This window comes from Bacteroidota bacterium (assembly GCA_016722565.1).
In the GTDB taxonomy this organism is placed as follows: domain Bacteria; phylum Bacteroidota; class Bacteroidia; order 2-12-FULL-35-15; family 2-12-FULL-35-15; genus 2-12-FULL-35-15.
This window is the reverse complement of record JADKIU010000007.1, coordinates 15,123-30,172: the sequence shown is the minus strand read 5'-3', so window position 1 is coordinate 30,172 and position 15,050 is coordinate 15,123. Positions and strand designations below refer to the sequence as shown.

The following is a 15,050-nucleotide window of genomic DNA, read 5'->3' as shown; positions in this document are numbered from 1 at the left end:
TACATTACGCTTTTTTAAGTACGTATAAATTATACAATACATCCCCATTTTTTAAACGGTTATACGCTCTGGAATGAACCGTCACAAAAAAGCTGTGAATCCTTCTAGGAAATAAACCAGGGAATTTTGTAGCCAGTGGATATTGTTTCCGACTGTGTTTTTCGATCGCAGCTACCACTTCTTTATTGACAGTTTCAACAGTATTTATGGTTAGTCCGCTTTCCAAAATCATTTTTTCAACGTCCTCTAATTCATTTTTTCGAATCATATCACCAAATACAAAACTGGCGTCAACCTTCATCATGGATACAACATTCTTGAAAAAGAGTAATCGGGAAGAATACCGATGTGAAGATTCTAGATTCACAACAAGGTCGAATTTTTTATCCGTATGAAAGGCAATTGCATCGGCTGCGATAAATTTCCCTTCCGGAACAAACCGTTTTGCCAAACGAATGTTGGCGGAACTTAAATCAACGGCAGTGATATCGGTAAAATGAAAGTAGTTTTTCAGCACATAGCAACCGCCTCCTCTGCCACAACCAATTTCTAAAGCTGCTTTGTTTTTGGCATCCGAAATAAGAGCATTGCCAATCAGTTTTATGTAAAGCGAAATGTGGTGACGGTCGTTATCATCTTCCGGTTTTATTTCTTTAGACACAATGCCCTCGTATCCCAAATTCATAAACTTCCTTTTGTTGCCAAGGAAGTAGTCGATGGTAGCCGAGCTTTGATAAAGTGCTGAAAAAAATCCTTGTTTCATGATTGATTAAATGTATACGAAGATATTAATATATTTCTTTGCAGAAATAGGATTGACAATGGATTATATTGTTTTCTTCTTTTTCTTGTTCTTTTCCTTTTCTTTTTTCCTTTTGTCTTTTAAGCTTTTCAAATAATCCCTTTTGTAATAAGTGACCATCCTTTTTGTAAAGGAGCAAACGCGAAGATTATTGGCAGGAATGCTGCTGTATTTTATTTTTCTTCTTGTAATTTCTTTGTTGACGATTCGGTATCGGGTTGCTTCAGCTCTGTTCTCTTTTTGAATCAACAGTTTTAATTCTTTTTGGTGCAATAGCATCACTTTATAACCAACCACCACTGATTTTAGTTTTGAGGAACCGGAAGTAATCCAGCAAATATTCTCTTGAATAATGTCATTGTAAGAGCGAATGTAATCTTTAAGCGAATCTTTGCCAACCATTTTTTCATTCACCAGCACATTTAAAAGCCTTCCTGCCTCCAGCAGCAGTGCATCTCGTTTTCCCATGAAACGAAAAATTTGCATGCCTAAATCACCACAGCTGTCGGATAGACGATAGATCGTACTTTCTAAATCGGAAGCATACAATTGTTTTATTGGTTCAATAGATTTTCTGTCTTCTACAATAGTTTTTTTTCGCCCATCCATCTGATAGTATAGTCGATTGTACATTCCTCGATAAAAAGGACCTGCAAGTGAATCTTGAATTTTGTCTTTTTGCCAGAGATTGTTTGAAAGTATTATCAACATACCATCATATTGTCCACGAAGGATACTGATGGATTGATTTAGAGAATCAATTTTTTCTGATAGTTGAATGTATTTGTTTTGCATCACAAGAACATTGTCTTTGTTTTTATAGGGAATCGTTTTTACATTCAGTTTATGGAGTTTATTTTTATCAGCTCTTAGTCCAACCTCTGTGACTCTTGTTCGCCCGATAAATTTTTTCATCTTGCTGGTTGATTTATTCGTTTCTGCAAGCAATGCATGGATGTAAGAGATGTGAATTCTGTTCTCTGCTAATAAGTTTTTTAATTTAGTTGCATTTTTTGCTCGTAGCAATTGATTTTCTTTTACAACATCTCTGTATGATTGTTTTAAATCATTCCTTGCCATGTCGTAATAACTAAGTGCCGAATCAATGCATTGAATCTTGGTTGTAGAGTCGTTGATGGGAATTGATTCTGTATAAAAAATATTTCCGAGATTATAATTTGCCAACCATGGAACAAAATGATTACGAGGATTAAACTCCCAACTATTATGTTTCATTTCTTTTTGTTTCGTTTTCGGATCAAGAGCAAAGTAGCTGTCGCATTCACCACAGTGCCTGCTTTGTCTATCTTGATTTACAAATGTGCTATCATCCAAATGGTAGAAAGCGCTGTCTGTTTCGAAATAACGAATGGTTGGGTATTCACCAGATAGCGACCAATATGGATTATCAGGGATATGTGTGATGGCAAAAAGTTCTGGATTGGTCAGATAATAATCCTGATTTATATTTTTGTCCATCACATAATGCACTCTTAGTTTAACATGTGAAAGTATTTTTAGAAGCATAATGCTCCAACGAGGAATTGTGGTATAGCTTTGTTTGAATTTGCCGGTTTTGGGATTACATTCTAATTTAAATTTTGGACGAAAGGTGATGGTTCGTACTTTTTTTCGCTTCCAAAGTCGCTTTTCCCAGTTGATAATAAACTGGCTGAACCGTGTGAATTTTGGAATATATTGTCCGGCCGACCACGTTACATCATACACATACCAATAGTTTTCGAGTTTCACGGCATTCCATGCATGGTTATCTACATAAAGTGAATCACCAATATCAAATAACTCATCCTTGGCATAGCCATACACTGAAACATTTCGTATGCCGGCCAAGGTGCAGAGGGTGTCCATCAGATAGGCATAGTCGAGGCAAATACCGGTTTTATACTTTAATATTCGTTTTAGTTTAGGAGCTGATGCACCTCTTGGTGAATAATATGTTCCATAATCGTAATGGATGTTTTGCGCGACCCAGGTGAAGATGGCATCAAATTTTTCCTTGTCACTTTTCTTGCCTTCTGTTAATTTGAAAATAAGCTTTACCGGGTCGCGATCGATTCTTTTGGTATTCGGTAATTCTAGTTTAGGGAACGATAGCTCTTCTTGTGCAGCAAGACTAACGGTGAAAAATAACAGAAGAAGTAGGAGTATGTTTCGCACGGTTTAGGTTAGCATATCTTATGCCAATAACGCTTATTTTAATAAAATAATATGGCTCATCGACAATTTAAATCCTTTGTGCAAATTACTGAAAAGATAGATTTTGTTGTGCAAAAAAATCTTTCTTTCATTGTTGATTAACTGTATACGAAGATATTATTATAATTCTTTTTAATCGAGGGATTATAGCGTACATTTGATAGAACACTAAAACTACATAAGATGAAGAAAAACATACTCGTATTCGGATTTGCTTTTATTGGCGCTTTTGCCTTTGCGCAAACATCGCCACAAATTTTCACCAGCTCAGGACCTTTTGTTGTTCCTTCCGGTGTTACTTCTGTTACTATTGAAGTAGTTGGTGCCGGTGGTGCCGGTGGCGGAAATGGTGGTGGCGGAGGTGGAGGCGGTGGCTACGCCAAAGGAGTGTATACCGTTACTCCATTAACCACTCTTGCTGTTTTGGTAGGTACCGGCAGTGGAACCTTATCTGGTATTTCTAGTTTAGGAATTACTGCATCTGCAGGCAACGATGGCGGTTCTGTTCCGAATCCAACCATTGGTGGCGGTGGAACAGGAGGAACAGGAACCGGTGGAACGATTTCTAACTTTACCGGAGGAACCGGTGGTGGTGGCTATTGGACGTATTTTGGTGGTGGCGGTGCAGGTGCTGCAGGTGCTTCCGGCAATGGTTCGAATGGAGGAAATACAATTGCGTGGACAGGAATGTGCATGACTCCCGGTGGGGCGGCTGGCATCGGTGGTGGTGCTCCAGGAGGGAATGGTGGAAAAGGTGCAGGTTTTACCGATGCTGCTTGTAATGTTACAGATGCTGCTGCCGTTGGTGTCAACTACGGTGGTGGTGGCGGTGGTGGAAATGGTAACGGTGGCGTTTACATGAATGGGGCACCGGGATATGTAATCATTTCTTGGACAACAACTGGTATTGAATCACAAACAGTAAATACACTCGCTGTTTTTCCAAATCCATTTATCAATAAAATAACGGTTGCAAATACTACCGGAAAAGAAAACTATGAGTTGATGAATGCACTCGGACAAATTATTTGGAAAGGGAATGCAATTGAACAACAAAACTTTTCTGATCTCACCAAAGGCGTTTACATGTTAAGAGTCATAAAAGACGATTCGATTCAACTTGTTAAGTTGGTGAAGGAATAAATAGTTAGCTATAAATGTTAAAACAAAAAAGCCTTACAGCGATGTAAGGCTTTTTTTTGTAAAATTTTCTGAGAAATTAGCAAACGAATATTAATTTGATGTAGGGCTTTTGGTTTTAGAATGCTTTTTTTAAGGGCAAACGTTCGGCATATTGTATTTTTGCCTTCAGGATAACCTATTTTGATGAGTTTAAAAATCTGTTTTATATGAGTTAATAATAAATTGAAACCAAATTTCTCCTTCGTAAGATAGTTCTAAAGAAAAGATAAATTCTTATATTAGCTCTATCTTAAACGCAACATGAAATGAACAACAACCTTCTTTTTGTTTTTCTTATGCTTTTAAGTGCATTAACTTATTTTCAAACAAAATCTCCTATTGTATACAAATGTCTTTAAGAGTGTTTGTAAATCTAAACAAGAATAAAAAATTAATCTAACCATATAAAATGAGCTCTAACTACAAATGGATAAATATTACATTTATACTTGTTTTTTTATCTGCTAAACTTTTTTCACAAGACAATTCTATTAAACTTTTTGCTGTCAATACAGATTTAAAAGGTAAAATTACTGAGCAGTATACTGATGGCGATTCTTTATCAACTGCTTTTTTTAAAAAATCTACATTGATTTTACTTAAAGATGAAAAAGATGTCTGGAAAAAAACAGGAGATATTTATTTGTCTTCTTACAAAATTTCAATTTATTATAAAGGAAAACCAATGTACCTGTATGAAAAAACTTCAAAATCATGGGCAGAGTTAGAAACTGTTTATGCTGAAATGCTTGAAAAGATTGTAATTGATAGCATTAAAGGGACTTCTATAATTGATAACAAAAGTGTTCAAATTGATATCCCTTCTATAACCCTATATAAATCTAAAACAAAAAAATGTGCAAAAGGGAATCTTTTGCCTTTACACCTTACAGTTGAAGGTAAACTCCTAACTGGCACTAAGATTAAGGTGCCCCTAATAAACCAAACGGTAACAATAAAAAGCGCTAAAACTTCCGAAATTCAGTCTGCAACAACCGATAAGTATGGGGATTTTTCATTTCAAAATTTAAATCCATACAATAATTACAGTATAGAAGTTGCTAGTGGTTCAAATATAATAGACAATACTGTTTATTTGGCAAAATCAAATGGAGTTGTCGTTAAGGAAATGAAAAGAAATGGTGAGACTTTTGTTTATGAATTATTACCAACTGAAATAATTTCTTTATCTAAAGAAAAAGAGGAAGATACTAAGCTTGCTGTAAATATTTTTAGTTCATCAAAAAACAAAGAATTGATTTTAATAGAGAATATTTATTATGAAGAAGGTGCTATCGAAATTAAGCCCGAGTCATTCTCAAAACTTGATGAGATTGCTGCTGCAATGTCGAAAAATGTTTTACTTTATTTAACAATCAATAGTTTTACAGATTCTAAAGGTGATGATGAAAGTAATTTTGTTTTATCTCAAAAACGGGCACAAAAAGTTTTGGATTATTTTGTTTCAAAGGGTATTAGGAAAGAGAGATTAACAGCTAAGGGATTTGGAGAAGCTCAACTCTTGAATAGATGCTTGAATGGGGTTGATTGTTCTGATAAGGAGCATCAATTAAATAGAAGGACAGAATTTAAATTTACAAAGTAGTTTAAGAAACTCTAAATATTAAATTTCTAATAAATTTTATGTGAAAGTTTGTTGAATTTGGTAATATTCAATTAAAAAGTGAATTGTTTTTCTATTTAAAACAAAAAAGCCTTACATCACTGTAAGGCTTTTTTCATTAAAATACCTTCTGGCCTTTGCCTGTTGTAATAAAGCTCAACAAACTTTTTTGAATCAATGCTGTCCAACCGTTGGAGCAATCGGTATAACATTCAACTTTTGAATTCAAACCCAAATGTGTCAAATGGATTTCAGTTTTATTGTTTACTTCTGAAATTTCAAAACAAATTTTTGTTCCCGTCCATTCGCTTGGATCATTCGTAAAACTAAGCTTACTCTCCGTCACCAACCATACTACTTTTTTGTTTGGAATTAATTCCACCACTTTCTGTCTTGAAAAATGGAAGGGTGCCATCTCATACGTAAACTCATCATTGACATTCGCTGTAGGGCCTTTTATTTCTCCTTGCCACCATCCTGCAGGATTATTGATTGCATGAAAAACGTCCTTTGGACTTTGCTCAACTACGATTGTTGTTGTAAAATCAGTTAGGTTCATAGAATGCTCTTTTTTAATGATTGAGTTTTAACTTTTTGTAGTATTATTTTTTCAAAAGTGCAACTTGTCCGATATGATATTGCATATGGTTGGTGCGGCCTACAACAACGTTTATTCTGTTGCGGTGTGGTTCTTTTGCAAAATCTTCTTCGGATACAGATGTATGTCTTTTAAACCAATCATCCGGACTCAATTTCTGAAAGTGTGTCGCCAACTTTGTGTTAATGGTTTTCCAGTTTTCTCTTAATTCTTTTGTTGAAGGAATAGATGAAACCGTTTTATCTGCTTTGATTAAAAAAGGTTCGTCTAGATGAGGAAACGCTTGTCCTTCAAAGTCGAGTAGGGGCAACATTTTATCGTGCACTGCAGTTAAATGCCCCAATAAATAGATCCCTCTATTTCTGCCCGGAGCAATTTCTTGTTCTAATTGTTCGTCTGTAAGTCCGTTAAATAATTTGTCTGCGGCCTCGATTCTTGAGTTCCAGGCATCCAAAACCGATTTTACTACTAATTGCTTTTGTACTTCCATGTTATCTGTTTTTAAGTTTTCGGAATCAAAGGTAAAGAATTAAACTTGCAAAATGCAAGTTTAGTCTAAATTATTTTTTTTACCTTTACATTTATAAATGAAAAAGCGGATAAAAGATACCCTTGAAAAACGATCGGATTGCCCAATTTCCTGCACCATGGATGTGGTAGGCGATAAATGGTCGTTGCTGATAATCAGAGATCTGATGTATCTTGGAAAAACGAGCTACAATGAGTTTTTAAGCTCCAGAGAAAATATTTCCACCAATATCCTCAACGATCGATTGATACAACTCACCGAAGATGGATTCATTACCTACACAGGATCCGCCAAGCGAAAAAAATATGAGCTGACTAAAAAGGGCATGGATTTAAAACCGGTTCTTGAATCCATTGCTTTATTTGGAATGAAACACTCTTCAGCCGACAAAGAATTTTTGAAGCATGTAAAGAAAACAATGAAGTTGTAAGGTCAATTATTTCCCGAACCTGCGATCTGCACCTTCTCCTCTTAACTTTTGCTCAATCTGCATTTTCCCGAATTTATAACTTAAACTCAACCTCACTCTTCGTGTATCTGCTTTCTGTGCATAATAAAAATATTGATCGGATAAGGTCGTACTCATATATCCATTCTCAGAATAAAGGATATCGAAAAAACCAAGTGAAACATCCAGCTTGTTCTTTAAAAAACTTTTGTTAATTACTAAATTGACCGCACCTACCGGACTGTAAAATTGAACGGCATCGATAAAAGGTGTCACATAAAATCCGGAAAGCTGAATTTTAAAATCTTTCGGCAACGCAAACTCTGCATTCAGATTTCCATAAAATTGTGAGGTGGCCGACTCCGCTTTCTCTCCATTGATGGTTCCTTTATAATCGTGAAACTGATAGGCCGCATACAATTGAAAATTAAACCATTTTATTTGTTTCTGAATGTAAAGACTGAAACTATAGTCGTCACGCAAACGAAAATTAAATGTAGTGTCAATATTTATTTGCGAGTTCGATTTTGTATAAGTATACCAGTACATAAAATCATTCGTTCGATAATGGTCAATAGTGGCTGTTATAAAATTGTTGTATGAGTAATTTAAAGACGAGTTATGTGAATATTGCGGACGAATGGTTGGGTTTCCAACGGTGTAATTTAATTCATCATTATACACTCTTGCAGGATTCATTCTGTTGAAACCCGGACGATCAATTCTATAACTATACGATCCTGAAAAACTATTTTTATCATTTATTTTATAATCCAACGTGGAGCTTGGGAAAAAATTCAAATAGCTTCTGTGCAAAGTAAAACCTGTTGTTGTATTGATTGCATTCACATCGGTTTGTTCTGCTCTTACTCCTAAACTAACATTCACTTTTTTATACGTTTTTGATAAAGTAGTATACGCTGCCAGCACACGTTCCTTGTATGTATAATTATTTTCAAGGGTTGTGTCACTAGTTGCATTGAACAATAAATAATTCGCATCACTTTTAATATCAATAAAACTTCCTTTCAAACCGGCTTCAATTGTAAAATCTTTTTTCATGTTTTTGGTATAATCCAATTTTTGAGAAAAGATGCCATATTTACTTTTGGTGTCCGTTAGATACTTGCTGGGTGTTAATATTTCGGAATGCGATGCATCATAAAAACGATTTTCCACAAACTTGTTTTCGTCTCCTTTAATATCAAAATAATCAGAGGAAAGTTGAAGCTGTGAACCTAGCGTATCTAATTTCTGAAGGATGTTAAAATTGACATTCGGGGAATGATATTTTTGTTTGTAATCTGAACGGTAGGTATATGAATTATAATTAAATGCATTGCCTTCAAGCACGTTTGTTGTTGCTTCCTGAATCGCATTCATATCTGTTAAATGATCATTAAAGTACAAACCCACAATAGTTTTTGGAGTAAACTCATATTCTATTCCACCGTTAAAATTTAATTCATTGATGATGTTTGAAATGTTTCCATCAGCATTAATTACATTGGTAGTACTGGTAGTATTAAGTATTCTGTCTAATTGACTGAGATCATAAAAGTGGAGGTAGCTATAATTCAAATTAGTGAATGCACTCAGTTTATTGTTTTTAAAATTAAGCGTAAGTGCAGAAAAGGATCTTCCTTCTTTGCCTTGACTGTAGGATTGACTGATACTTCCATTAATGCCTTTTAGTTTGGCTTTTTTTGTAACAATGTTTATCAATCCTCCTGTGCCCGCAGCATCGTATTTAGCCGGTGGATTTTTAATGAGTTCAATCGAAACAATTGTTTCTGCACTCATGCCGCTTAAGATTGTTGCCATTTGTGAAGCAGACATTTGTTGCAGTCGACCATCCATTAAAAAGCGAACGCCACCCACGCCATTCACGGTAATATTGTTTTGCGCATCCACTTGCACACCGGGCAATTGTTTTAACAAATCCAAAACACTGTTGCCTTTTGCGATGAGGTTATTTTCTACGTTTAAAACAATCATCCCTTTTTTGAATTCCATGGTAGGTTTGAATGCAGTGATTTCTACTTCTTTTAAACCGGTATTGCTGGCACTCAAACTAAGCACAGGCATGTTGATTGGATGCACACTATCATACTCCATTTTTGTTGTGTAGAATGTGTTAAATCCAACAGCGCTAATCTTTATAATATAGTCACCCTTGCGGATATTTTCAAAACAGTAATTCCCATTTTGATCGCTTACAGCACCTTTATAAATGGAACTGTCCTTGCTGTTGAGTAAACCAACAGGAGTAAAAGGTAGCGCAGCTTGCAGCGTATCAACCACCGTTCCTTTGATAGCGCATTGGGAAGCACTTGTAAAATGAACTGATAGACAAAGAAAAAGGGAAAATAAAATTTTACAAGAACTTGAGAGCATTACTTTCATATGAAAAGTTTAATTGTTTTACTCACATCTATAACTTGGGTTATTCCCAAAAGATACAGTGAAAAATACTTTTTGATGAAAGTACTGGAATTTGGAATAGGAATAACAACAATAACATCTTATTAACAAGAGGTCATTCTCCGTTTATAGAAAAGACAAAAACAAAAAGCCTTACATTTCTGTAAGGATTTTCAATTTTCCTTAGGAACTACTGGTCCCGATGGATATCGGGACGAACCGTGACATCTACTATAAATTATAAAATATTTAATAACGTTTAGCTTAGCAACGGTTTGATTTGAAACATAGTTTGCCGAATTTCGTTTAATCCTTATATCTTAGCAGTAGTATATTTCCTTCAAAAGGAAAGTATTTATCGTCAGAATTTACATACACCATGTAACTTATTTATCTTATGTAGGTAAAAACGGTTTATTATTTAGAATACTATATCTTAATAATACGGTTGTAAAATTTCTTATCAATTACTATTAGGTAAACACCTTTAGGGTAAATATCAAGATTTAGTATTTGCTTTTGGTTAATTTCTAATTCATTTAGTAAAGTACCTTGCATGTCATAAATTTGTAAAATATGTGGTATAGCATCATCAATATTAAGTGTACAGTTTGAATGTGTGGGGTTAGGAAAAATCTCAAAAAGAAGTGTTTTGTTTTCTTTTTCTACTGAGGTAGTTATAGTGGTTTCATATGCTCCAATATCTATTGTGCTTGCAACAATTCTTGGTATAAATTTTAAATCAACTGCTGGGGCACTGGTGTTATTTCCGCTATTTATATTTAAAGAAGAGCTTAATAAAACTAAACCGTCATCCGAAGTTCTATAAATGTTGTCAGCTCCATCCATATCTGATGGATTCAAAAATGACGGAACACTGGTTAAATTTCCTGTGCCTGCCCCTGATAATACATGTGGAGTGGTTTGCCCGGTTACATCAATGTTTGAAAATGTTGCGTTTATAGTGGCTGTTCCAATAATATAGAATTGGGGGCCAGTAGGCGCTGCATTCCCGTATAAAATACAATTCAATAAAACAATGGAAGCATTACCGGAAAATCCAACATCCGTGTTTTGATTGTCAGCTACCACCGCACCACCACCGACATTAGCAGTATTGTTAAAAAAAGTACAAGCGTTTATAAACGGACTGGCATTTCCTGCACCACCGCCCCAACAATGAATTGCACCACCTGTTAGTGTTGCTGAGTTATTTACAAAGATGCAATTGATAATTTGCGGACTAGCATTTCCCGAATAACCATAATTGTCGATTGCACCTGCAGCTCCAGTTGCAACATTGTTTTCGAAAATGCAATGTGAAATGGTTGGACTGGCATTTCCACCATTAGAGCCGTGATCAAAAATAGCCGCACCGTAAGTTGCTGTATGATTTCTAAAAATGCAATTTCGTATGGTTGGATTGCAGGTGCCTCCAAATCCTCCGAAATTATAAATGCCTGCACCGCCTTCATCGATGCTCCCGCTAGCACCATTCGCGTTTCCATCTGTAATTACAAAACCATCAATAACAGCAGTGTTGTTTAATCCAGTATTGTAAATAATATGATAACTGTTGTCAGAATACGCAGCTGTTCCAATATTACCTGATAAAATACTTTGAAATGCCGTTGCTAAATTTCTTTGTGATAAAAGAATTTCTGTTCCAACAAATCCTCCATAAAGTATCACTCCGTTTTTTAGATTAAAGGAAGCTGTTCGTGAAACGGATGTTGTAGGATAATAAATTCCGTTTGAAACCCATACTTCGTCACCTGTATTGGATAAATTAATTGCGTTTTGTAAGGATGCGCCTGGATATGCATTCGACCAGCTAGTTCCATTCATGCTTCCTGAACCACTTACAGTCACATATCTATTTAAAGCACTCATTGTATCTGCTATAAATAGGAGCAGAAAAATCATTTTTATTTTTGACATCGTTTATTTATTTATAATGAATTTTTTTATCAATTTTGACTTTTCTGTTTCAATTGCGATGAAATAAATTCCATTTGTAAACTTAGAGCAATCAATTTGATTTGATTTAGTCACAGTAGTATATACTTTTTGTCCCATAGCATTCATTATTTCTATAGATTTGATTTGTTCAGTACTTTGAAGTTGTATATAGTCTGTTGCTGGATTTGGAAAAACAACAATATTAGTATTGGTTGTCGTTTCAGGAATATTGGTAGGAATACCGTAACTTAATACACAGTTTTTAATTGCACGATATTTCGGTGATTGAGCATCAGTGTGATATAAACTTGCCTTCATACCCCAACTGCCGTATTGACTTGGATAATTTATACTAGAGTAATAAACAAACAAGTTTCCAGGATTGATGGTGTATACCGAATCAAGATATTCGCACATCACTTGTTCCATAAGAGGATCAGCATTTGTTGCAATTAATTTATTGGTTAAAGTAGTGTCGTTTTGGTATAGATTTGAAACAAGGTGTTGACCATCTTCATAACAAATTAGCGGAATTCCAAAAGCTGATGTCGCAGCAACTTGCCCATTCATATCTGGTGATGTTTCAGTATAACGAATGCTTTTGTAGAGGGAATCAACAATTTGAGGCACTGTAATACTATCTATTTGACCAGCATTTCCAATTGCATCAGCTACCCAACCACCAAAATAGGGCGCAATGGCGAATGCATTAACTGTTACTCCGCTGGGGTTATATGCAGTGTTGTTATAGGCATTTAATAAAAACCCAGAAAGCCAGGGTATTGTTGTAAAACCTGCTAACACTTTAACAACACGAGGAGAGTTAATGCCAAAATGATTTTCAAAAATGCGATGACAATCGACAGCACGTTTAGCTCCAAAAAGCCAACCTTTTTCCCATAGTGGGCCTGGGTAACCAAGTGTGTTGCCTTGTTGTTGTATGTAATTTTCCTGTTGCGAATAAATTGAATTCCATAATTCATTTCCGTATTCAACATATACTTTAAGACTAGGATTAAGTGTATTTTCAAAAAGATTAGCTAATGAATCAATAAACGCATCATTTGCTCTGTGTGGCACACAAATCCATACATCTTTTTGTAAAAGATTTGCCATTTGAATAATGTATTCATATGCAATTCCGCGACTCGTATTCGCTTGCGTAAAATTATCTGCACGCGTGCGGTCATTCCAATTTACAAGAGCAGCACTCATAGGTTCCATTGGCCACATAAATCGCAAGCATGAGAAATCGGAAAGAAAACTCATTAATGTATCATTAAAAGGTTGGGATAGATAAGTAGGCAAATCGTTTTGATGTACAATACGAATATTATGAATAGGGTCGCTTAACTGCGAATTACGAATTATCACATGTATTCCATTTTGACTGGGAGCGGTTACTGCAAAGGAGCCCCCCGATAGTGTAAATGTATGATTACCGCTATCAAATTCTAATGACACCCGACCTGTACCTTCCCAAAAGATGTAATAGTTTCCGCTAGGATAATATCCACCAATGTTTCGTAATATGAGTGTATGCACTAACGACCACTGGCTGCTACTATCTAAATAAGGTACGTGAGTAGGGTAACCATCTGGACGCATAGGAATATTAGTAGCTGTATTCCAAGTACTAAATAACATTGTAGTATCTGTGGTAAACCAGTACGAACTCTGTAAAAAGCAGTTTTTAAACATAAGTTGTGTCGAATAATAGGTTACTTCATCAATATTAGTTCCTATTGGACGACTTGTGGTTTGCGCTTTTGCAGATATGACAGCAAATGCGATTAAAAGAATTAATATTTTTTTCATATAGATTGTTTTTGAAGATTAATAGTTCATATATATTTTTCGGGTATTGCCATCAATAATTGCGTTTATTAATATGCAAGGGTTGTTACTATTAACAGGATTTTGTGCCTCCGAAACAATGCTTTGATAATTAACTGTGTGCCCATTAATAGTTGTTGTAAATCCGACAAAGTCGTGGCACATATCCCAAAAATAGTTGCTTAAGTTAATTTGAAGTGAACCACCAAGGTTTGCAAAATTGGAAACTGTAAATAGCGAACTATCTGCCGAAACACTGCAGTTTGAAATAAAGGAGCCCCCAATTTGAATTTCATCAACATCGGTGATATATGATGTACGATTTCCGCAAGGTGTATATTCATCACAAAATTCCGGGCAAATTCCAGTTGGAGGTGGTTGAGTGACTGTATTACTGCAAATTCTATCATTTAATTCATAATTTGATTTATTATATGAGCTCAGTATTTTCTCCACGAACAATTCATCGTACAGCACTATCATATCGTCTGTATTTGCAAATCCGCAAAAATTTTTAATATATTTAATTACTCTACCGAAATAGCGGTTCATCGTTTCATTATATTCAACCTGTTCTATGTACTCTGAAAAGAATGATACTAATCTTAAATCGCAAATTTTTCGTTCGCTTTTTGTTGCGCTGCTTTTATAAATGTCAATATCCCCCAAATCATTCAACTTAATGGTATAACGTCCAGATTCCGCATTGGCACCTGTTGAGGTTGTATAGTTTAGAATAATTTCGCTTTCATAAGTATTATAGGTAACTGTTGTTGCAAAAGGGGTATTAAAAATCCAGGTGCCTGTTATTTTTATTGGTGTACAATTTACCACATCTGCTGAGTCATCAAATATGTATTTTTCAAACTCACCGTTGGGTAAAAAAATTAACTCTTCCAAATAAAAGTGTGATGAATCTGAAACGATATCACCTTGCATCCATTTTCGCTTTGAGTATCGCATATTTTGATTATAAATCGATAAATTTGGATTCTGAATCGATAAATAAATAAAATCATTTATCGCTTCTGGTTCATTTTGCCCATCATATAGGGCAACAGGGGAAATGTCGTTTACTAAGTAATCACCATTATTGCAATTGTTGATGTCCGCTTCAATTTTTCGTTCTAAATGAATTTTTGGATTGGATGATGTAACGCGAGCTAAAAAACGTTTTTCAGACGGCCCGTAACCTAAAGTTATACCATTAACTGAAGTAGTTAAAGGCGTTTCCCAATGAAAAGGTTTTAATTCCATCTCATTATATCTTAAAAATGTGCGCAATCTCCATGCCTTACCTTGATAATGAGCTTCCAATAATGCGTTTTGTATTGTTTCTTGTGCATCTGTTTCTTTTCTACAACTGCTTAAACACATGCAAAGTCCTATAAGCAAAATCAAGAATACTAAGTGTAACTGTTTCATATT

At 35.1% G+C, this 15,050-nt stretch carries 11 protein-coding genes; 3 read left to right on the top strand and 8 right to left on the bottom strand.

Going from position 1 to position 15,050, the window contains the following annotated elements; all coding sequences use genetic code 11:
- Positions 1-4: 4 nt before the first annotated feature.
- Positions 5-763, bottom strand: coding sequence for a methyltransferase domain-containing protein (locus IPP64_14880; GenBank protein MBL0330654.1), 759 nt, complete (start codon positions 761-763; stop codon positions 5-7).
- Between the two features lie 63 nt (positions 764-826).
- Entirely contained in the window at positions 827-2,980 is a 2,154-nt protein-coding gene (locus IPP64_14875) for a transglutaminase domain-containing protein (protein ID MBL0330653.1), read from the bottom strand.
- 222 nt (positions 2,981-3,202) lie between these two features.
- On the opposite strand from IPP64_14875, the gene IPP64_14870 reads away from it, so the two are divergent.
- Both IPP64_14870 and IPP64_14865 read left to right on the top strand, forming a co-directional pair.
- On the top strand, positions 3,203-4,162 hold the full coding sequence (locus tag IPP64_14870) for a T9SS type A sorting domain-containing protein (GenBank protein MBL0330652.1): 960 nt from the start codon (positions 3,203-3,205) through the stop codon (positions 4,160-4,162).
- A gap of 448 nt (positions 4,163-4,610) precedes the next feature.
- The gene (locus tag IPP64_14865; GenBank protein ID MBL0330651.1) at positions 4,611-5,807 is read left to right on the top strand and encodes an OmpA family protein; all 1,197 of its coding nucleotides are present in this window, start codon (positions 4,611-4,613) and stop codon (positions 5,805-5,807) included.
- 136 nt (positions 5,808-5,943) lie between these two features.
- Here the strand turns inward: IPP64_14865 and IPP64_14860 are convergent, their stop codons facing one another.
- Both IPP64_14860 and IPP64_14855 read right to left on the bottom strand, forming a co-directional pair.
- Positions 5,944-6,384, bottom strand: a complete 441-nt coding sequence (locus IPP64_14860) for an SRPBCC domain-containing protein (GenBank protein MBL0330650.1) — start codon at positions 6,382-6,384, stop codon at positions 5,944-5,946.
- A gap of 43 nt (positions 6,385-6,427) precedes the next feature.
- The gene (locus IPP64_14855; GenBank protein MBL0330649.1) at positions 6,428-6,913 is read right to left on the bottom strand and encodes a DinB family protein; all 486 of its coding nucleotides are present in this window, start codon (positions 6,911-6,913) and stop codon (positions 6,428-6,430) included.
- A 97-nt stretch (positions 6,914-7,010) separates the two neighbouring features.
- Here IPP64_14855 and IPP64_14850 point away from each other — a divergent pair, with 97 nt between their 5' ends.
- The gene (locus tag IPP64_14850) at positions 7,011-7,382 is read left to right on the top strand and encodes a helix-turn-helix transcriptional regulator (GenBank protein MBL0330648.1); all 372 of its coding nucleotides are present in this window, start codon (positions 7,011-7,013) and stop codon (positions 7,380-7,382) included.
- 6 nt (positions 7,383-7,388) lie between these two features.
- On the opposite strand, the gene IPP64_14845 is transcribed toward IPP64_14850, so the two are convergent.
- The 4 genes from IPP64_14845 to IPP64_14830 all read right to left on the bottom strand — a co-directional run bounded on the left by IPP64_14845 (position 7,389) and on the right by IPP64_14830 (position 15,047).
- Positions 7,389-9,806 carry a TonB-dependent receptor gene (locus IPP64_14845; GenBank protein MBL0330647.1) on the bottom strand — a complete coding sequence of 806 codons (2,418 nt, stop codon included), beginning with the start codon at positions 9,804-9,806 and terminating at the stop codon, positions 7,389-7,391.
- Positions 9,807-10,253: 447 nt separating this feature from the next.
- Complete coding sequence (locus IPP64_14840; protein ID MBL0330646.1) at positions 10,254-11,765, bottom strand: T9SS type A sorting domain-containing protein; 1,512 nt, start codon at positions 11,763-11,765, stop codon at positions 10,254-10,256.
- Between the two features lie 3 nt (positions 11,766-11,768).
- Complete coding sequence (locus tag IPP64_14835) at positions 11,769-13,604, bottom strand: T9SS type A sorting domain-containing protein (GenBank protein MBL0330645.1); 1,836 nt, start codon at positions 13,602-13,604, stop codon at positions 11,769-11,771.
- Between the two features lie 18 nt (positions 13,605-13,622).
- On the bottom strand, positions 13,623-15,047 hold the full coding sequence (locus IPP64_14830) for a hypothetical protein (protein MBL0330644.1): 1,425 nt from the start codon (positions 15,045-15,047) through the stop codon (positions 13,623-13,625).
- Between the last annotated feature and the right edge of the window lie 3 nt (positions 15,048-15,050).